Annotated in this window: 18 protein-coding genes; 6 read left to right on the forward strand and 12 right to left on the reverse strand. The window is 71.0% G+C overall.

Annotated elements, in window-relative coordinates:
• Positions 1–14: 14 nt before the first annotated feature.
• From OG738_RS10480 to OG738_RS10500, 5 genes are read right to left on the reverse strand one after another with little or no spacing between them, the layout of a single operon-like run.
• Positions 15–590 (reverse strand): Uma2 family endonuclease, encoded by a 576-nt coding sequence (locus OG738_RS10480; RefSeq protein WP_329053207.1) that lies wholly within the window; start codon positions 588–590, stop codon positions 15–17.
• A gap of 60 nt (positions 591–650) precedes the next feature.
• The gene (locus tag OG738_RS10485) at positions 651–1,280 is read right to left on the reverse strand and encodes an acyltransferase (RefSeq protein WP_329053209.1); all 630 of its coding nucleotides are present in this window, start codon (positions 1,278–1,280) and stop codon (positions 651–653) included.
• Positions 1,267–2,463, reverse strand: a complete 1,197-nt coding sequence (locus tag OG738_RS10490) for a glycosyltransferase family 4 protein (RefSeq protein ID WP_329053211.1) — start codon at positions 2,461–2,463, stop codon at positions 1,267–1,269. The genes OG738_RS10485 and OG738_RS10490 overlap by 14 nt, the downstream gene beginning before the upstream one ends.
• A 32-nt stretch (positions 2,464–2,495) precedes the next feature.
• Positions 2,496–3,425 (reverse strand): NAD-dependent epimerase/dehydratase family protein, encoded by a 930-nt coding sequence (locus tag OG738_RS10495; protein WP_329053212.1) that lies wholly within the window; start codon positions 3,423–3,425, stop codon positions 2,496–2,498.
• A 23-nt stretch (positions 3,426–3,448) separates the two neighbouring features.
• Positions 3,449–4,582 (reverse strand): DegT/DnrJ/EryC1/StrS family aminotransferase, encoded by a 1,134-nt coding sequence (locus OG738_RS10500; protein ID WP_329053214.1) that lies wholly within the window; start codon positions 4,580–4,582, stop codon positions 3,449–3,451.
• A gap of 127 nt (positions 4,583–4,709) precedes the next feature.
• Here OG738_RS10500 and OG738_RS10505 point away from each other — a divergent pair, with 127 nt between their 5' ends.
• Positions 4,710–7,796, forward strand: a complete 3,087-nt coding sequence (locus tag OG738_RS10505) for a BTAD domain-containing putative transcriptional regulator (RefSeq protein WP_329053216.1) — start codon at positions 4,710–4,712, stop codon at positions 7,794–7,796.
• A gap of 39 nt (positions 7,797–7,835) precedes the next feature.
• Positions 7,836–9,023: an L-2-hydroxyglutarate oxidase gene (gene lhgO, locus OG738_RS10510; protein WP_329053217.1), complete on the forward strand. Its 1,188-nt coding sequence runs from the start codon at positions 7,836–7,838 to the stop codon at positions 9,021–9,023.
• Here the strand turns inward: lhgO and OG738_RS10515 are convergent.
• Positions 9,020–10,021, reverse strand: a complete 1,002-nt coding sequence (locus tag OG738_RS10515) for a DUF3558 family protein (RefSeq protein ID WP_329053218.1) — start codon at positions 10,019–10,021, stop codon at positions 9,020–9,022. The genes lhgO and OG738_RS10515 overlap by 4 nt on opposite strands.
• Before the next feature lie 63 nt (positions 10,022–10,084).
• A complete protein-coding gene (gene serS / locus OG738_RS10520) occupies positions 10,085–11,344 on the reverse strand; it encodes a serine--tRNA ligase (protein WP_329053219.1) in 1,260 nt (419 codons plus the stop codon).
• 119 nt (positions 11,345–11,463) lie between these two features.
• Here serS and OG738_RS10525 point away from each other — a divergent pair, with 119 nt between their 5' ends.
• A complete protein-coding gene (locus tag OG738_RS10525) occupies positions 11,464–12,756 on the forward strand; it encodes an aspartate aminotransferase family protein (RefSeq protein WP_329053220.1) in 1,293 nt (430 codons plus the stop codon).
• On the opposite strand, the gene OG738_RS10530 is transcribed toward OG738_RS10525, so the two are convergent.
• A complete protein-coding gene (locus tag OG738_RS10530; RefSeq protein WP_329053222.1) occupies positions 12,753–13,691 on the reverse strand; it encodes an SDR family NAD(P)-dependent oxidoreductase in 939 nt (312 codons plus the stop codon). The genes OG738_RS10525 and OG738_RS10530 overlap by 4 nt on opposite strands.
• Positions 13,692–13,793: 102 nt before the next feature.
• Between OG738_RS10530 and OG738_RS10535 the strand changes: the two genes are divergently transcribed.
• The gene (locus tag OG738_RS10535) at positions 13,794–14,639 is read left to right on the forward strand and encodes a helix-turn-helix transcriptional regulator (protein ID WP_442875882.1); all 846 of its coding nucleotides are present in this window, start codon (positions 13,794–13,796) and stop codon (positions 14,637–14,639) included.
• Here the strand turns inward: OG738_RS10535 and OG738_RS10540 are convergent.
• The 4 genes from OG738_RS10540 to OG738_RS10555 are packed head-to-tail and all read right to left on the reverse strand — an operon-like array spanning position 14,636 to position 17,856.
• Positions 14,636–15,541: a haloalkane dehalogenase gene (locus OG738_RS10540; RefSeq protein WP_329053226.1), complete on the reverse strand. Its 906-nt coding sequence runs from the start codon at positions 15,539–15,541 to the stop codon at positions 14,636–14,638. The genes OG738_RS10535 and OG738_RS10540 overlap by 4 nt on opposite strands.
• A 39-nt stretch (positions 15,542–15,580) precedes the next feature.
• Positions 15,581–16,033: a DUF350 domain-containing protein gene (locus tag OG738_RS10545; protein ID WP_329053227.1), complete on the reverse strand. Its 453-nt coding sequence runs from the start codon at positions 16,031–16,033 to the stop codon at positions 15,581–15,583.
• Between the two features lie 44 nt (positions 16,034–16,077).
• A complete protein-coding gene (locus OG738_RS10550; RefSeq protein WP_329053228.1) occupies positions 16,078–17,244 on the reverse strand; it encodes a glutathionylspermidine synthase family protein in 1,167 nt (388 codons plus the stop codon).
• Entirely contained in the window at positions 17,245–17,856 is a 612-nt protein-coding gene (locus tag OG738_RS10555) for a hypothetical protein (RefSeq protein ID WP_329053229.1), read from the reverse strand.
• Between the two features lie 95 nt (positions 17,857–17,951).
• Here OG738_RS10555 and OG738_RS10560 point away from each other — a divergent pair, with 95 nt between their 5' ends.
• Entirely contained in the window at positions 17,952–18,977 is a 1,026-nt protein-coding gene (locus tag OG738_RS10560; protein ID WP_329053230.1) for a septum formation family protein, read from the forward strand.
• A complete protein-coding gene (locus OG738_RS10565; RefSeq protein ID WP_329053231.1) occupies positions 18,977–19,327 on the forward strand; it encodes a metallopeptidase family protein in 351 nt (116 codons plus the stop codon). The genes OG738_RS10560 and OG738_RS10565 overlap by 1 nt, the downstream gene beginning before the upstream one ends.
• Positions 19,328–19,364: the final 37 nt, after the last annotated feature.

The raw sequence follows: 19,364 nt of genomic DNA on the forward strand, positions 1-19,364 counted from the left end.
TGCCGTCATCCACTTCAGGGCCGCTGGGCGCGCCGGGTTGTGAGGGCGGTCAGATCGATGGTGAGCGCGGAACCGGCGAACTCCAGTTCGGCGACGCCGGAGAACTCGCCGAAGTTCTCGTAGTCCCCTTCGATCAGCCGGTAGGAGATCATGCTGATCGGAGAGTCGAGATCGACGATCCAGTAGTGCTCGATCCCGGCTTCGGCGTACTCGGAGAACTTGGTGACTTGGTCGGTGCGCCTGGTGCCGTCGGAAAGCACCTCGACGACGAGCCGAACGTCACCGGCGTCGAACCGTGCGGGATTGGTTTCCACCAGAGAGCTGGGCGCAACGAGCACATCGGGCACGCGGACCGTCAGCGGCGCGGCGGAAACGACCATCTCGACTTCGTTCAGCGCGGAGTAGTCGTCCGGCAGCAGTTCATCCATCAAGAAGGCCAACCGTGCGACAACGCGCTGGTGGAACGGCATCGGACGCGGCGCCACGACGAGAACCCCTTCGACCACTTCCACCTGGTACTCCGGTGTCTCCGGCAGGTTGATCCAGTCGTCGAGAGACAGAAGATCGTGAGGCCAATCCATGACACTCATCCGCCTTCTCCTCAGCATCGGTTACTGGACGTCATCTTCGCACGCCAGTCTGCCGGGTCGCTACTGCTCTGAGTAGTCGCCTGATGGGGCTCCCCAGCCCGAAGTGTTCTGCCCGTGTGACTCCGCGATCTCCCGACGGCGCGCGTTCTCCGCGCGCACCCGGTCCACTTCGGACTGGATGTACTCCTCGTCGTAGCGCTGGAACACCCGCGCCGGGTTGCCCGCCACCAGCGTCCGCGGCGGAACGTCCTTCGCCACCACCGAGTTCGGCTGCACCGTCGCGAAGTCGCCGATCGTCACGCCCGCCATGATCACCACCAGGCCGCCGATGAAGCAGCCCTTGCCGATCTTCACCGGCTTGCGCTCGATCAGGTCGCTGCCCGAATGGTTCTGCAGCGTCATGTTCGCTAGCCAGCTCGAGTGCGTGAAGATCAGCGTGTTCAGGCCGATGCTGGTGTGCTCGCCGATCTCCAGCCCGCCGCTCGCGTCGAGCGCCGCGCCCTCGCCGATCCAGCAGTGGTCGCCCATCTTGAGGTTCTCGGGGCTGATGATCTTCACGCGCTCGCGCACCCGGCACGTCGCAGGCAGCCCGTAGAACGCCGCCCGCTCGGCGTCGTTCATGTACTGCGAGACGAGCTCGGTCAGGATCTGCGGGCGCAGCCGGTGGCTGCGCTCGTCATCGAAGAACATCGGCTTCCGACACCAGCTTTTCGAACGTGCGCAAGTGCTCTTCCGCGACGACGTCGAGGCCGAAGTTCGCCCGCACCAGCTCGCTTTCGCGCTGGGCGATCACGGCCCGCTTCTCCGGGTCGTCGAGCAGGTCGATCACCGTGCGCGCCACGGCTTCCGCATCGTCGGGCCGCACCAGCAGGACGTTCTCGCCGTTGCGCAGCTCGATGCCGGGGTAGTTGTCCTCGGTGACCGACGCGATCGTCGCCGTGCCGGAGAGCATCGCCTCCAGCGACGCCGTCCCACAGCCGCCGTTGAGGTCGTGCGTGACGATGTCCGCCGCCGCGAAGTACGCCGGGACGTCCGCCTTCGGCACCGCGCCCGTGACCACCAGCGCGTCCGAAACACCCAGTTCCGCGGCCCGCTTCAGGAACGCGTCGTGGTAGACGCGGCCGACGACGACCACGCGCACCCCGGGGTGCTTGTCCAAAATGGACGGCAGAGCCTCGATCAGCGGCAGCCGGTTGCGCAGCGGGATGACGTGCCCGAGCGAGACGATCAGCGGCGCGTCCCCGATCTCGTGCTCCGCGCGGACGTCCTTCGTCACCGGCTTCGCGAAGTGCCCGGTGTCGACCGCGATCGGGAAGTACTCCGAGTTCGCGTCGCTGGTGCCGTAGCGCTCGACGCAGTAGTCGACGCCCAGCTTGTCGAGGATGACGTACTTCGGCCTGATGTAGCGCAGGATCGGCTTCACCAGCACCGCGTCGAGCATCCGGAACACGCCGCCGTACAGCTTGTTGTCGCTGATCAGCAGGGTGTGGATGGTGAGCAGCACCGGGATCTGCCGCCGCCGCGCGTAGATCCCGGCCAGCCACGAGAGGTCGAAGAACTGGCCGTGCAGGTGGATCGCGTCCGGCTGGAACTCGTCCAGCAGCTTCCACAGCCGCCGCCAGTTGCCGGGCCGCAGCGACGCGAAGCTCATGTCGAAGTCGATCGACAGGCCGACCTGCGGCATCTTCACCGCGGGGAGGCGCACGACGCGGTAGCCGTCGCGCTCCTCCTCGGCCGGGGCGTCGGCGTAGGCCGCCGTGACGGCCAGGACTTCGTGCCCCGCCGTCACGAACTGCGCCGCCAGCGACGCCGACATGTGCGCGCTCCCGCCCACCCGGGGCGGGAAGAAGTTGTTGACCACCGCGATGCGCATCGCACGTCCTCGGGCCGGGCCCGCGGTGGTGTTCACTCGGTTTCCCTGACCAGTTCCCGCATCCCGTCCTCGACGGTGATCCGCGGCTCCCAGCCGAGCACCTCACGGGCGCGGGTGATGTCCGCGGCGCGCCGCGACACCAGCACGTCACGCTCGTTGAACAGCGGCTCGACGTCGACGCCGACGGCCTCGATGAGGATCTTCGCCAGCGCCGCGATCGACGTGTCGATGCCGGTGCCGATGTTGATCGGCAGGTTCGACCGCTCCGACTCCAGCGCGGCGACGACGGCCCGCGCGAGGTCGGTGACGTGCACGAAGTCCATCGACTGGTCGCCGCGGCCGTCGATGATCGGCGGCTGGCCGGCGCGCAGGCGCTGGATGAAGTGGTTGATCACCGACGTGTAGTAGGCCTCGATCTTCTGGCCCGGGCCGTACACGTTGAAGAAGCGCAGCGCGTTCCAGGACAGGCCCTTGGTGCGCTCGTAGAAGCCGAGCATGTCCTCGCCGGCGCGCTTCGAGATGCAGTACGGCGTGAGCGGGCGCAGCTCGTCGTCCTCGTGCATCGGCAGCCGCTTCGGCTCGCCGTAGACCGACGCGGTCGACGCGAACACCAGGCGCTCGACACCCTCGTCGGCGGCCGCCGCGAAGACGTTGTGGTTGCCGATCATGTTGATGTCGATCGACTCGTGCGGGTCGGCGATCGACTTGTTGATCGAGACCGTCGCGAAGTGGATGACGTGCGTGCAGCCGCGCATGGCCTCGCGCACCGCGCCGCCGTAGCGGACGTCCTTCTCCACCAGCTCGACCTGGCCGGTGGCGACGAACTCGTTGACGCGGGCCCGGTCGCCGCGCGTCATGTTGTCCAGGATCCGGACCGTGTAGCCACCCTCGATCAGCAGCGGGATGACGTGCGCGGCGATGAACCCACCGCCCCCGGTGAAGAGCACCTTCTTGTCGGACACCAATTTCTCCTCGGTAGGCACTTTCAGGACAGGGACTGCACGGCTTCGCGCACGACCTCGCCGACGCGCGTGACCTCGGCGTCGGTGAGGTTGGCGTGCATGGGGATCGCCAGCTGACGCGCGAACGCGTCCGCCGAGACGGGCAGCAGCGCCTGGGGACCGTAGATCGGCTGCAGGTGCGAGGCGTAGGTGCCGAAGTTGCACTGGACGCCCTGCTCGCGGACACGCAGGGCGAGCGTGTCGCGGCTGACCTCCGGGGCGACCGTGAGCAGGTAGGCCTGCCACGGGTGCTCGCGATCGGACAGTTCCACCGGGACGGTCAACGCGGCGACGTCGTCGAAGGCCTCGTGGTAGCGCTTCGCGACGGAACGGCGAGCCGCGAGGAGGTCCGGGAGCCGGTCGAGCTGGACGTTCATGATCGCGGCCTGGACGTCCGACATGCGGAAGTTGTAGCCCAGCTCGTGGAACTCCGGGATCGGCAGCGTGTTCGAGCCTTCGCGGCTGATCGCCGGCTCGATGCCGTAGGTGTGGAGCTTGCGGGCGTGCGCGATGAGGTCCTCGCGGTCCGAGACCAGCGCGCCGCCTTCGCCCGCGGTGATGCCCTTGCGGCCGTGGAAGGAGAACGCGGCCAGGTCGGCGAGGCTGCCGGCCGGACGCGTCTTGTACGTCGCGCCCGCGGCGCACGCGGCGTCTTCGAACAGCCAGAGGCCGTGCTTGTCGGCGATCGCGCGGTACTCGTCGAAGTCACCGGGCTGCCCGGCGACGTCGACGGCGAGGATGCCGACGGTCTTCGGGGTGATCAGGGCTTCGACGTGGGCCGGGTCGGCGCTGAAGACGTCCGGGCGGATGTCGGCGAACACCGGGGTCGCGCCGGCCTGCACGACGGCGTGACCGGTGGCGGGGAACGTGTAGTCGCCGACGATGACCTCGTCACCGGGCCGGACGCCCAGCACCTTGAGGCCCAGGAAGAGCGCGGACCCGCAGTTCGCGGTCGTCAGCGCGTGCGCCGTGCCGGTGACCTGGGCGAACCGCTCTTCGAAGCGGCGGCACGCCGGTCCGGCCCCGGCCAGCCAGCCGGACCGGAAGACCTCGGCGACGGCGGCGAGTTCCTCTTCGCCCACGGTCGGCTGACCGAGGGCAATGCTGTCGGACGACATACCTCTCCCATTGCGTGGGGACCGGGCGAAGTGTATAGACGCGCGCTCAGGTGATTCACAGCCCCACGCCGAAGACCACTTTCGAGTGAAAACTTTCGCTGGTCGGCGCAGGTTCTAGGCTGGGCCCATGCGATTCGGGGTGCTGGGGGCCGTCGCCGCGTGGCGCCCGGACGGCACGCAGGTGGCGGTGGGCGGCCCGCGGTCGCGGACGCTGCTGGCGCTGCTCGCCCTGGAGGCCGGTCGATTCGTCCCGGCCGAGCGGCTGATCGACGGCATGTACGGCGAACACCCGCCGGACGGCGCCGCGAACGCCCTGCAGTCGCAGGTCTCCCGGCTGCGGACGGCGTTGAAGGACCTGGCACCGGTCGAGTTCACCGCCGCCGGGTACCGGTTGGTCGTCGAACCGGACGAAGTGGACGCATCCGCCTTCGAAGCCCTTGCGCGCGAAGGCCGTGCGCTGCTGAAGAACGGCGAGCACGCGCGGGCGGCGTCCATTTTGGGCGATGCGATGGCGTTGTGGCGCGGGGCGGCGTTCACCGACCTGGCCGACGCGCCGTTCGCCGCCGCCCAGGCCGCCCGGCTCGAGGAGCTGCGGGCCGACGCGGCGGACGATCACGTCGAGGCCCGGCTGGCGCTCGGGCGGGCCGAAGACGTCCTCGCCGAGCTGCGGGAGACCGTCGCCGCGCAGCCGCTGCGGGAACGTCCGCGCGCGCAGCTCGTCCGCGCGCTCGCCGCCGCGGGACGGCCGGCCGACGCGCTGGCCGCGTTCGAAGACGCCCGCCGCACGCTGGCCGACGAGCTGGGCGCCGACCCTGGTCCAGACCTCGCCGAAGCCCACCTCGCCGTGCTGCGCGGCGAAACCGAGAAGCCGACGGTGTTCGCGTTGCCCGCGCAGCTGACCAGCTTCGTCGGCCGGGACGGCGAGCTGCGGCAAGTGGCCGAGCTGCTGGGACGCAGCAGGCTCGTGACCCTGACCGGGCCGGGCGGCACCGGCAAGACGCGGCTGGCCGTCGAGGTGGCGGCCGCCGAAGCGGGTCCGGTCGCGTTCGTCGAGTTGGCCCCGCACAGCGACGCCGGCGTCGCCGCTGCGGTGCTGGCCGCGCTCGGGTTGCGCGAGAGCTCGCGCGGCGGCCCGCAGGACCCGGCCGAGCGGTTGATCTCGGCGTTGCGCGACCGCTCGGTGCTGCTGGCGCTCGACAACTGCGAACACGTCGTCGACGTCGCGGCCCGGCTGGCCGCGCGGCTGCTCGGCGCGTGCCCCGGCCTGCGGGTGCTGGCCACCAGCCGCGAGCCGCTCGGGATCACCGGCGAGCACCTGGCGCCGGTGCCGCGGCTGGCCGTCCCGCCGCCGGGCACGCCCGCCGCGGAGGCGCTGGCGTACCCGGCGATCCGGCTGTTCGCCGACCGCGCGGCCGCGAGCGACCCCGCGTTCGCCGTCAGCGAGACGACGATCGGCGACGTCCAGCACGTCTGCGCGGCCCTCGACGGCCTTCCGCTGGCGTTGGAGCTGGCCGCCGCGCGCGTCCGGAGCCTGGACCTCGGCGAGATCGCGGCCCGGCTCGACGACCGGTTCCGGCTGCTCGCCCGCGGCAGCCGGACGGCCGAGGAGCGGCACCGCTCGCTGCGCGGGGTCGTCGAGTGGAGCTGGGACCTGCTCGGCGACGACGAACGCGAGCCGGCCCGGCGCCTGACGGTGTTCCCCGGCGGCGCGACGCTCGCCGCGGCGGCCGAGGTCTGCGGTGCCGACGCCGACCTCCTGCTCGAGCTGGCCGACAAGTCGCTGGTGGAAGCCGTCGGCGGGCGGTTCCGGATGCTGGAGACGATCCGCGCGTTCGGCGCGGAGAAGCTCGCCGAAGCGGGCGAGACCGAGAAGTTCCACCGCGCGCACGCCGAGTACTTCCTGCGGTTCGCCGAGGAAGCCGACCCGATGCTGCGGACCGCGGCCCAGCTGGAGTGGCTGGACCGGATCGACGCCGAGTACGACAACCTCCTGGCCGCCCTGCGCTGGGCGACCGAGCACGACGTCGTGCTGGCGCTGCGGCTGGTGCCGCTGCTGGCGATGTACTGGTGGATGCGCGGACGGCGGTTCGAAGGCGCGGTGCTGTCGCTCGGCGTGGTCTCGCACTGCCCTCCCGAACTGCAGGAACAGTACGCCGAGGAGTTCCTGGTGTGCGTGCTCGGCGCGTTGTCCGGGCACCCGCACGAGTCGCTGGAGCAGTACCTCCCGCTGGTCCGGCGCTACGTGCGGGACGACTCCTGGCGGCCCCGCCACCCCATGACGGTCATGCTGCTGGGCGTGGTGGGCGGGCCCCCGGGCGAAGCCGGGCTGACGAGCCGTGGCGAAGGTCTGCTGGCGGCCGGCGACGCCTGGGGCTGGGCACTGCTGCCGATGGGGATGGGCCTGAGCGCGATGATGACCGGCGACCTAGCCACGGCCGAGGAGGGACTGCGCGAGGGCGCGGTCCAGTTCCGCGCGCTGGGCGAGCGGTGGGGCCTGTCGATGGCGCTCGACCACCTGTCGCAGCTGCTGACCTGGCGGGGCGAGCACGATGCCGCGCTGCCGCTGATGGACGAGGCACTGGGCCTGATGCGGGCGATCGGCGCGATGGACGACGTCGCGGACCTGATCTGCCGCCGCGCCTGGACCCGGTTGCTGGCCGGCGACCGGGCGGGTGCCCGCGCCGACTACGAGCTGGCGGCCGCCACGGCCCGGCGGTCGGGCATGCCCGAGTCGCGCGCGACGGCGTTCGTCGGCCTGGCCACGCTGGCCCGTCATTCGCGTGACCTGCCGGCGGCCCGGGAACTCTGCGAGCGCGCCCTGGCCGAGTGCCCGGGCGGCTCGTTCGCGGCCGAGACGGCACGAGCTTCGGTGCTGATCGCACTGGGGTGGCTGGCCCTGGCCGAAGGCCGCCCGGCCGACGCCGCCTCCCTGCACCGGGAGGCGCTGCTGGCCGGGCACCGCTGGCACGCGGGGGACGTGGTGGCGTTCGCGCTGGAGGGCCTGGCCGGAGTGGCCCAGCCGGAACCCGCGGCGATCCTGCTCGGCGCGGCGGCCGGCGTCCGCGGGACGGCGATCAGCGGCGACCCGGACGTCTCGTCGGTGCGGGCCCGGGTCGTCGAGTCGCTGGGCGCCGAGGCGTTCGAGCGGGCGTACGGAACGGGCCTGGGGATGAGCGCCCAGAAGGCGCTGACCACGGCCGGGCTGGCGGACTGAGCGCCGCGCCCCTTCCGCGCTCGCGTAGCCTGGTCGATCGTGCGCAACGTGGTGGTCGTCGGGGGCGGGATCGTCGGTCTGGCCGTGGCCTGGGAGCTGACCAGGCGCGGGCTGGACGTCACCGTGCTGGAGAAGGAGCCGCGCTGGGCGGCGCACCAGACCGGGCACAACTCGAACGTCGTGCACGCCGGGCTCTACTACAAGCCCGGGTCCTTCAAGGCGCGGATGTCCGTCGCCGGGAACCGGTCCATCGTGGACTTCGCGCGCCAGTACGGCGTGCCCGTCGAGGTCTGCGGGAAGCTCGTCGTCGCGACCGACGAGAAGGAGATCCCGGCGCTGAACACGCTCGCCGAGCGGGCCGAAGCCAACGGCGTCCCGGCGAAGAAGATCTCGGCCGCCGAGGCGCGCGAGTACGAGCCCGAGGTCGCCTGCGTCGCCGCGCTGCGGGTCGAGTCCACCGGGACCATCGACTTCCCCGGCGTGTGCCAGGCGCTCGTCCGGCTGCTCGACGAAGCCGGCGTCGACCTCCGGCTGAACAGCCCCGCGCTGGCCATCCGTGCCGGGAGCAACGGCGGGGTCGAGGTCGCGACCGGCGAAGACGTCATCGTCGCGGACGGGCTCGTGAACTGCGCCGGCCTGCACTCCGACCGCGTCGCGCGGCTGGCCGGCCTGACGCCGTCGGCGAAGATCGTGCCGTTCCGCGGCGAGTACTACGAGCTCAAGCCCGAGCGCCGCGGCCTGGTCAAGGGCCTGATCTACCCGGTGCCCGACCCGACGCTGCCGTTCCTCGGCGTGCACCTCACGCGGATGCTCGACGGCAGCGTGCACGCCGGCCCGAACGCCGTGCTCGCGCTGCGCCGCGAGGGCTACCGCTGGGCCGACTTCTCCGCCAAGGACGTCGCCGAGGTGGCGGCCTTCCCCGGCGTCTGGCGGCTCGCGCAGAAGTACGCGTTCCCGACCGGCCTCGACGAGGTCCGCCGCTCGTTCTCGAAGAAGCGCTTCGCCGCGAGCCTCGCCCGGCTCGTCCCGGCCGTCACCGAAGCCGACATCGTCCGCCACGGCTCCGGCGTCCGCGCGCAGGCGATGCGCCGCGACGGCTCGCTCGTCGACGACTTCCTCATCGAGACCGCGCGCGACCAGGTGCACGTCCTGAACGCGCCGTCGCCGGCCGCGACGAGCGCGCTCGAGATCGCGCGCCACATCGCCGACCAGGTGTCGGAGAGCTAGCTCGGCAGGTTCGCCGTCACCAGCGGCAGGCCCTGCTTGACCAGGTCGCACGTCTTGGTGTCGTCGCCGATGAACCCGCTGACCACCTGCACCGACGACGTGCCGGTGATCGGCAGGGTCGCGCCGCAGGTCACGCGCAGGCCGCCCAGGTTCGGGAAGACGCCCCACTTCTTGCCGCCGACGTCGACCGTCTCCGTCGGGGTCACGCCCTGCGTGCCCGGCCAGTCCCCGGCCGGCGTGCTCGGGCCGAACCAGACCTCGAACGCCTTCTGGCCCTGGTCGCCGTCGGTGTCGTCCCAGAGGCAGTAGGACGCGTTCGGCACCGAGGACGAGGTGTCCTTCTCCCCGGTCGGCGAGATGTTCTTCAGCTGCGCGACCTGGTCGGGCTTGAGCATCGCGCACGGGTCGGCCGACAGCAGCGGCCCGCCCGGCGCCGCCTTCGCCGACCCCGTCGGGGTGATCGACGGCGCCTGCCGCCCGCCGGGCAGGTGGGCCGCGACCTGCGGGATCACCGTCTTGGCCAGCTCGCACGACTTGTCGAGGGGCGGTTCGGACACGCTCACGTACGCGAAGGACTTGTCGCCGAGGATCGCGTAGAACACGCAGTCGTCGGCGAGGAGCGACGGGTACTGCGTCCAGCTGAAGCCGCCGATCTGCTGCGGCTCGGACTTCGGGACGGCGCCGGCGATGTACTCGGTGAAGTCGAGGTCCGTGGTGTACCCGACGTTCAGGATGGCCGACGGCTCGACGTCGTCCTTCGTGTTCCACAGGCACATCGGGGTCTGGACCTGCTTCTTGTTCTCCGGCACCGAGCGGCCCTCGGCCTGGTAACCGAGGGCGTCGAGCTGGGTCGCGTCGAGCAGCGTGCAGGCGTCGACGGCCTTGACGATCGGGCCCTGTCCCGGCACCGGCGACGCCGAGCCGCCGACGGCCACGGTGCAGCCGGACACCACGGTCAAGGCGGCCACAACCGCCACGACCTGCCGCTTCATGCGCATGCATCCTCCCGTTCGGCCCGGACTGTACTGGGACGAACGGGAGGGCACCGGGGATCCGCGGATTCAGCGGGGCGTGAGGACTTCCTTGCCGCCGACGAACGGGCGCAGCGCCTCGGGCACGCGGACCGAGCCGTCCTCCTGCTGGTGGTTCTCGACGATCGCGACGATCCACCGGGTGGTGGCCAGTGTGCCGTTGAGCGTCGCGGCGATCAGCGGCTTGCCGTTCTCGCCGCGGTAGCGCACCGACAGCCGGCGAGCCTGGAACGTCGTGCAGTTGGACGTCGAAGTCAGCTCGCGGTAGGTGTCCTGGGTGGGGATCCACGCCTCGCAGTCGAACTTGCGGTGCGCGGACGTGCCGAGGTCGCCGGTCGCGGTGTCGATGACCCGGTAGGGCACCTCGATCTTGGCGAGCATCTGCTCTTCCCAGGCCAGCAGCCGCTCGTGCTCGGCCTCGGCGTCCTCCGGCTTGGTGTAGACGAACATCTCCACCTTGTCGAACTGGTGGACGCGGATGATGCCGCGGGTGTCCTTGCCGTACGACCCGGCCTCGCGGCGGTAGCAGGACGACCAGCCCGCGTAGCGCTTCGCGTCGGTCAGGTCGAGGATCTCGTCGGCGTGGAAGCCGGCCAGCGGCACCTCCGACGTCCCGACGAGGTACAGGTCGTCGTCCTCGAGGTGGTAGATCTCGCTCGAGTGCTGGCCGAGGAAGCCGGTGCCGGCCATGATCTCGGGACGGACCAGCGACGGCGTGATCATCGGCGTGAAGCCGTTTTCGAGCGCCTGCGCGATGGCCATGTTGAGCAGGCCGAGCTGCAGCTGCGCACCGACGCCGGTGAGGAAGTAGAACCGCGAGCCCGAGACCTTCGCGCCGCGTTCCATGTCGACGCCGCCGAGCGCTTCGAGCAGCTCGAGGTGGTCCTTCGGGGTGAAGTCGAACTTCTTCGGCTCGCCGACGTGCTTGAGCACGGTGAAGTCGTCCTCGCCGCCGACCGGGGCGTCCGGGTGCACGAGGTTCGCGACGGTGCGGAAGAGCTGGTCGAACTCCTCCGACGCGGTGTTCTGCTCGACCTCGGCGGCCTTGACCTGGGCGGCGAGCTCCTTGGCCGTGGCCAGCAGCTGCTGCTTCTCCTCCGGCGGCGCCTTGGGGATCTGCTTGCCCAGGAGCTTCTGCTCGTTGCGCAGCTTGTCCGCGGCCGCGATGGCAGAGCGGCGCCGGGTGTCGAGGGAGAGCAGCTTGTCGACCACTCCCTCGTCTTCGCCACGGGCGCGCTGCGACGCGCGCACGGCTTCCGGGTCATCGCGCAGAGTCCTGGGGTCAATCACGAAGACAAAGGGTAGTCCGTACAGACTGTGCGTCCCTACTGGGTTATCCCGACAGTCTGATCGTTGAAGCGCTGTTCACGGCGTCCTCATACTCCAGGAAACACGGAGGAGGCGCCCCGATGACCGACGAGCTGCTCGCCCGGCACCGCGCAGTCATGCCGTCCTGGATGTCCCTGCTCTACGAAGAGCCGATCGAGATCGTGCACGCGCACGACCGGCGGATGACGGACGCGCAGGGCCGCACCTACCTCGACTTCTTCGCCGGGGTGCTGACCAACTCGATGGGCTACGACGTCGCCGAGATCGGCGACGCGGTCCGCAAGCAGCTCGACACCGGCATCCTGCACACCTCGACCCTGTATCTGATCCGCTCGCAGGTCGAGCTGGCCGAGCGGATCGCGAAGCTGTCGAACATCCCGGACGCGAAGGTGTTCTTCACCAACTCCGGCAGCGAGGCGAACGACACGGCGTTGATGCTGGCGACGCAGTTCCGGCGCAGCAACCAGGTGCTGGCGATGCGCAACTCCTACCACGGCCGGTCCTTCGGGACGGTCGCGATCACCGGCAACCGCGGCTGGTCGGCGTCGGCGCTGAGCCCGGTCAAGGTCAACTACGTCCACGGCGGCTACCGCTATCGGAGCCCGTTCCGGGACCTGTCGGACGCCGACTACATCAAGGCCTGCGTCGCGGACCTCGTCGACGTCCTGGACACGGCGACCGCGGGCGACGTCGCGTGCCTGATCGCCGAGCCGATCCAGGGCGTCGGCGGGTTCAGCCTCCCGCCGGACGGGCTGTTCCGGGCCATGAAGGAGGTCCTGGATTCGTACGGGGTCCTGTTCATCTCCGACGAGGTCCAGACCGGCTGGGGTCGCACGGGCGAGCACTTCTGGGGCATCGACGCCCACGGCGTGACGCCGGACATGATGACGTTCGCGAAGGGCCTGGGCAACGGCCTCGCGGTCGGCGGCGTGGTGGCCCGCGGCGACGTGCTGGATTGCTTCCAGGCCCAGTCGTTCTCGACGTTCGGCGGCAACCCGGTGTCGATGGCCGGCGCGACGGCGGTGCTGGACTACATCAAGGACCACGACCTCCAGGCGAACTGCGCGGCCCGGGGTGCGCAGCTCATCTCCGGTCTTCAGGCCGCGACGTCGCCGATCGTGGCCGAGGTCCGGGGCAAGGGCCTGATGATCGGGGTGGAGCTGATCAAGCCGGGCACGACCGAGCCGAACGTCGCGGCCGCCGCGCGGATGCTGGAGGAGACGAAGAAGCGCGGGCTGCTGATCGGCAAGGGCGGCCTGCACGGCAACGTGCTGAGGCTGGGCCCGCCGATGACCCTCACCGCCGAGGAAGCCCGGGAGGGGCTGGACATCCTGGTCGACGCACTGGCGGCGACGCACGCCGCGCTCGCCTAACGCGGCGAGGTCGCGCGCTCCAGCAGCTCGGCGGTCGCCTCCCACAGCCGGCGCTCACGATCGCGGTCGTGAGCGACCGGCTCGACCTCGGTCAGCCGGTCCTTCAGCACGAAGGCGCCGTCACGCAGGTGGGCCCACTTGCCGTCGACGACCATCGCGGCCAGCAGTGGTCCCGAGCGGCGCGGCGTCGACACGCCGGGGATCCGGGCCAGGGCGCGGCTCATCGCCTGGAACGCCGCGGGTGCGCCGCGGCCCAGTGCGGTACCGGGCATCCAGCCGGGTTCGAACACCGAAACGCCGACGTCCGCTCCGGCGTGACGCTGCAGTTCGTGGGCGTAATAAAGGATCGCCAGCTTGGCGTTGGAGTAAGCGACGCCGGCGGCCTCCATGCCCGGGGCCTGGTCGCCGGTCGCCGGGCGGGCGATCTCGAGCGGGTCGGCCCAGTCGGCCTCGGGCACGTGCAGCAGCTTGCGCCAGAAGTTCGCGTGGTAGGTGTTCGAGCCGACCAGCACGACCCGCGCCGGAGCGGCGAACGAGCCGAGCAGGTCGCCGATGAGCTGGGCGTGGGCGAGGTAGTCGACCGCGAAGGTCAGCTCGTAGCCGTCGACCGAGGCCCGCCGGGTGTCGGCCGACATCAAGCCGGCGTTGGCGACCAGCGCGCGCAGCGGACGGACGGCGCCGGCGGCGAGCAGGTCGCGGGCGGTGGCCGCGGCACCCCGGACGTCGGCCAGGCTCGACAGGTCGCCGCCGATCTCGCGGACGCGGGCGCCGAGGGCGCGAGCCTCGTCGGCGACGGCGGTCAGGTCGGGCCCGGCGCGGCCGACCAGCAGCAGGTCGGGGCGCTGCGCTTCGGGTCGGCCGGCGAGGGCCAGCACGGTGTGCCGGCCGAGGTTGCGGGTCGGGCCGGTGATGAGCACGGTTCCTGGTTCGGTCATGGCTTCAGCCTGCGAGAACGCCGGCGCCGCAACCAGTCGTCCGGTTTTCGTAGGACTGCCAGGACCAGGACAACCGGAGCCGGCTCGGCCAGAATGGACGGCGTGGCGGAGTGGGAGTTCGGCCGTACGGTGCGCCGCTGGCGCGACCGGGTGGCGCCCGAGGCCGTCGGCGTCCCGGCGGGCCGCCGGCGCCGGGCCAGCGGGCTGCGCCGCGAAGAGCTGGCCGCGCTCGCCGGCATCTCGGCCGACTACCTGACCCGCCTCGAACAGGGGCGCGCGACCGCGCCGTCAGCGCAGGTCGTGGAGTCGCTCGCCCGGGCACTGCGCCTGGCCGACCCCGAACGCGACCTGCTCTACCGGCTGGCCGGGCACGCCGCCCCCGGCCCGGACGTGGTGCCGTCGCGCGTCGCCCCGAGCGTGCAGCGGCTGCTCGACCGGCTGTCCCACACCCCGGTCGTCGTCTACGACGCCACCTGGACGCTCGTGCTGGCGAACGCGCCGTACCACGCGCTGATGGGCGACACGACGACCTGGCGTGGCCTGGACCGCAACGCCGTCTGGCGCAACGTCACCCGGCTGCCCTCGCGGGTCGTCCACACCCCGCGGGAACAGGCCGAGCACGAGGCGCGGCTCGTGGCCGACCTGCGGTTGACGGCGTCGCGCTACCCGGCCGACCACGCCTTGCGGCGCCTGATCGCCGAGATGGCCGCCGGCAGCCCGCGCTTCGCCGAGCTCTGGGACGCCGAGGACCCGCCGCCCCTGAGCGACCCGTCCCGGCGCAAGACCGTCGACCACCCGGCGGTCGGCCGGATCACCCTGGACTGCGACACCCTGCTCGTCGCACTGGACGACCTGCGCATCACCGTCTACACCGCCGAACCCGGCACCGAGGACGCCGATCGCCTGGACCTCGCCGCCGTCCTCGGCACCCAGTCGCTGGAGGTCTAGCCGCGGACGAAGCGCGCCACGTGCTCGGCCAGCTCCTCGCCCGCGTCCTCCTGCAGGAAGTGCCCGGCTCCCGCGATCACCGGGTGCTCCACCCCCTGCGCACCCTTCATCGAGCGCCGCAGGATCGGGGCCATCCCGCCGGTGATCGGGTCGCCGTCGGAGAACGCCACCAGGAACGGGATCTCCAGGTCCGTCAACGTCTTCCAGGCCGCCCGGTTCGCCTCGGACGCCGGGTCGTCCGGGCGGTAGGGCACCAGTCCCGGCATCGCGCGCGGGGCCGCCTTGTACATCTCGTTCGGGAACGGCGCGTCGTAGGCCGCGCGCACGTCCTCGGACAACGTCGAGCGGCATCCCGACTGCACGAACCGCGCCACGTCCAGGATCGGCGCCTTCTGGACGGCCTCGCGGAACGAGTGCCACACCGGCGGCATGTCGATGTCGCCGGTGGGCAGGCCCGTGTTGGCCGCCACCACCCGGGAGAAGCGCGAGGGGTTCTCCGCCACCAGCCGCAGCCCGATCAGGCCGCCCCAGTCCTGGCCGACCAGCGTGACGTCCCGCAGGTCGAGCGCGTCGAACGCGAACCCGCGCATCCACTCGACGTGACGCGCGTACGTGTGGTCCGCCAGGTCGCCCGGCTTGTCCGACCGCCCAAACCCGACCAGGTCCGGCGCGATCGCACGCAGCCCGGCCGACGCCAGCACCGGCAGCATCTTGCGGTAGAGGAACGACCAGCTCGGCTCGCCGTGCAGCAGCAGCACGGGCCGGCCGTCGGCGGGGCCGGCCTCGACGTAGCCGACTCTGATCACACCGCCGTGGGGGTCGTCGAGCTCGGCGTACTTCGGCTCGAAGGGGAAGTCGGGCAGGTCCGTGAACCGGTCGTCCGGTGTCCTCAGGAGGCGCACGAACCCCACGCTAGTGCGAACGGCTCAGCGTGGCCACGCTCAGGAGATGCCGACCGCGATCACGAGGCCCAGCGCGACGTGCGCGGCCGCGACCACGACGCTGGCGGGCTCGAACTTCTCGCTCTCGATCATCGTGCCGACGTCGATCCGGGTCGCCCATTCGAGCAGCCGCACCGCGATGACCTGGACGGCGATCCCGAGCAGGCCGTAGACCAGCGAGGTGATCAGGCCCCCGGTCAGGTCGCTGGCCGAGTTGAAGATCGCCACCACGATGATGAACGACATCGCGAGCAGCCCGGACGCGGTGATGATCACGGCGTTCGGCAGGCCCGCGTGCACCAGCTTCGACAGCTTGCCCGGCGTGGTCCAGTCGATCGCGTAGAAGCCGGCGAACATCAGCAGCAGGCCGACGACGCCGTACAGCAGGATCGCGCCGATCCCCCGCACGAGGTCGGAGCCGAACGTGTCGGACAGCGCAAGGGTCGTGTTCACGAATTGTCTCCCAGGAGAAAGGGCTGATCAGCGACGGTGTTGTATCACGCTTCGGGGATGCGGTGGGGGACGAATGCGGCACCGTCGTCGGTGACCAGGCCGCCGGTCTCCCGGATGCCCAGGCCGGCCGAGCTGTCCCCGACGATCCACGCGCCGAGCGCCGGCCGGTAGCCGTCGAACTCGGGCAGCGGGTCGAACGCCTGGTAGACGAAGCCTTCGGCGCCGTAGACGCCGTCGGTCTGGGTCTCGTAGCCGGGCGCGACGATCTGGACGTTCGCGCCCTCACGGCCGAGCTTCGGCTTGCGGACGTACTCGGTGAGCAGGCCGGGGTCGTCGGCGAACGCGGGCAGCAGGTTCGGGTGGCCGGGGTAGTTCTCCCACAGGATCGCCAGCAGCGTCTTGTTGGAGAGGATCATCTTCCAGAGCGGCTCGATCCACAGCGTCCGCGGCAGCGACTCGACGGCGTGGCGGCCGAACTCCTCGTCGACCACCCACTCCCACGGGTACAGCTTCAGCACGGTTGCCATCTGCTGCTCTTCGAGGTCGACGAACCGCTTGAGCACCGGGTCCCAGCCGATCTCCTCGATCGCCAGCCCCACCGTGTCCAGTCCGGCTTCGGCGGCGGTCTCCTGCAGGTACGCCGTGGTGACGTTGTCCTCGCCGGACGGGTCGGCCGCCGACCAGGTGAAGTGCAGTTCGTTCGACGGCAGCTTGTCCTGGAGCTGTGTCCAACGCTCGACGAGCTTCTCGTGGATCGAGTTCCACTGATCGTCGTCCGGGAAGACGTCGGTCTTCCAGTGCCACTGCAGCAGCGACGCCTCCAGCAGCGTGGTCGGCGTGTCCGCGTTGTACTCGAGCAGCTTCGCCGGCGACTTGCCGTCGTAGCGCAGGTCGAACCGGCCGTAGACGTGCGGGTCCTGCCGCTTCCACGACTCGGCGATGTGCGGCCAGACCCACTCGGGGATGCCGAAGCGCTGGTAGCCCTCGGTCGTCACGACGTTGTCGACGGCTTCGAGGCACATCGAGTGGAGCAGCTCGACGTCGGCCTCGAGGCTGAGGACCTCGTCCATGTCGAAGACGTAGTGCACGGACTCGTCCCAGTACGGCCGCACCCGGCCGCTGCTGTCGCGGGCCGGCGTGCCGTAGACGAGTCCCTGCTCCTCGACGATCCGCTGCCAGTCGCGCCGCGGCTCACGCCGGTCCCGGTACACCTACGATCCCCCGCTCTTGCCGCTGCTGCCGGTACCCCCGGTGCTGCCGCTCTTCCCGCTGATGCCGAAGCCGCCGCGCTGGACGGACTTGCCGGACTTCGTGTTGACGCTGGTGCGCGACGAAGGCGCGTCGTACGAGCCACCGGAGACGCGCTGGCCGATCGTGCCGGTGCCGCCGTAGTTGTAGCGGTAGCTGTTGTAGCCGCCGCCCGGGATCGGCAGGAACAGGAAGCCACCGCTGTGGTAGCCGCCGTGGCTGCTCACGTAGGAGTCGTCGCAGTAGTCGTCGTTCTGGACGACGCCGTTCGAGTCGGTGCAGACCGCGGTCACCTCGCCGGCCGGCTTGGCGACCGTGTAGAACGTCGCGACCAAGCCGACGAGCCCGACCGTGACGCCGCTGCCGATGAGGATCTTGCGCCGGGTCGCGGCCTTGGCGTCCGCTTGGCGCGCCAGCTCTTCGTCACGCTCTTCCTGCGCCAGTGCCTGCTGGCGGGCGCGCTGCTCGGCGAGCGAGGGCTGCTTCGGCTGCGTGTTCGAGTCCTGGAACCTCATCGAACCGCGCTTCGGCGGCTCCGGGGGCGGCTGGTCCCCAGTGTTGCTGTCCTGCGTCATGTGCGCTCCGTAATCCCGGCCCACCACGAAACCGTCACCCACCCTAACCACCCGGATCGCGCACGTCGCGCGCGGCGCGGGCATCATGGACTGCGATGTCTCCCAGCGCCGATCGGTTCCCCACCGCCACGCAGACGCTGCGCACCCGCGTCGTGATGGGCGGGATCTTCGCGGGCGCGCTCATCGCGCTCGCTCTCAGCGTCCTGTTCTCCGGCAGCGGCGGCTTCGCCGGCGGCGCCGGCGGCGGAGCGGGTAAGCTCTCGGCGCAGGCCGAAGAGGCCTTCCACTCCCCGCCGGGCTCCTGCCTGACCTGGGACAACCCGGACGCCAGCGACGCGCGCAAGGTGGCCTGCACCCAGCCACACCTGTTCGAGGTGACCACGCTCGTCGACATCGGCGCCCAGTTCCCGGCGGGCGCGCCGGTGCCGTCGCTGGAGCAGTGGCAGCAGATCGCGCAGCAGAAGTGCACCGCCGACGTGAAGCCGTACCTCGGCCACAACCTCGACCCGTACGGCAAGCTCTCCACGAACCTGCTGCGCCCGACGCCGTCGCAGTGGGACGACGGCGACCGCCAGCTGCGGTGCGGCCTGCAGTGGGCCGGGCCCGGCGGCCGGCTGCTGCCGACCACCGGACCGGCCAAGACGCAGGACCAGTCGCTCGTCTTCGAGCCGGGTACCTGCCTCGCGTTGCAGGGCAAGGGCGTCGGCGACCCGGTCGACTGCGCGAAGCCGCACTCCTACGAGATCATCGCGACCCTCGATCTCAAGTCGAAGTTCAAGGACGCCTACCCGTCGCAGGACGACCAGAAGGCCTGGCTCGACACCGAGTGCACCAAGCAGGCGGCGAACTACACGGACGGCGCCGACCTGAACGCGAAGAAGCTGATCCTGACCTGGGACCTGCGGGAGCAGGAGAGCTGGGACGCCGGATCGACCAAGGTCAACTGCAAGGTCGCGGCGATCCTGCCGGACAAGAGCGGCCTGCAGGCGGTGACCGGCAGCCTCAAGGCCGCGCCCGGCGGCCCCGACGGCGGTCAGCCCGACGGCGGCCAGCCCCAGGACGGGGGCGGCGGTCCGGCCACGTCGAGCTCCGCCCCGCCGTCGACGAAGGCCGCCGGCTGATGCCCGTCGAGATGAGCCGGGAGCGGTTCGAGGAGCTGGTCTCGGACGCCCTCGACGAGGTGCCCGCCGAGTTCGCGCGGGCGATGGACAACGTCGTCGTGCTCGTCGAGGAGTTCAACGACGAGGCGCCGAACATCCTCGGGCTCTACCACGGGATCGCGCTGACCGAGCGGACGTCGTCCTACGGCGGGGTGCTGCCCGACCGGATCTCGATCTACCGGCAGCCGATCCTCGCCATGTGCGAAGACGAGGACGAGGTCGTCGAGGAGGTCCTGATCACCGTCGTGCACGAGCTGGGCCACCACTTCGGCATCGACGACGCCCGGCTGCACGAGCTCGGCTGGGGCTGACCTCTCACTAGTAGTGACAACGTGACCGCCACCGGCT

The sequence above is a fragment of the Amycolatopsis sp. NBC_01488 genome (assembly GCF_036227105.1).
Classification (GTDB): domain Bacteria; phylum Actinomycetota; class Actinomycetes; order Mycobacteriales; family Pseudonocardiaceae; genus Amycolatopsis.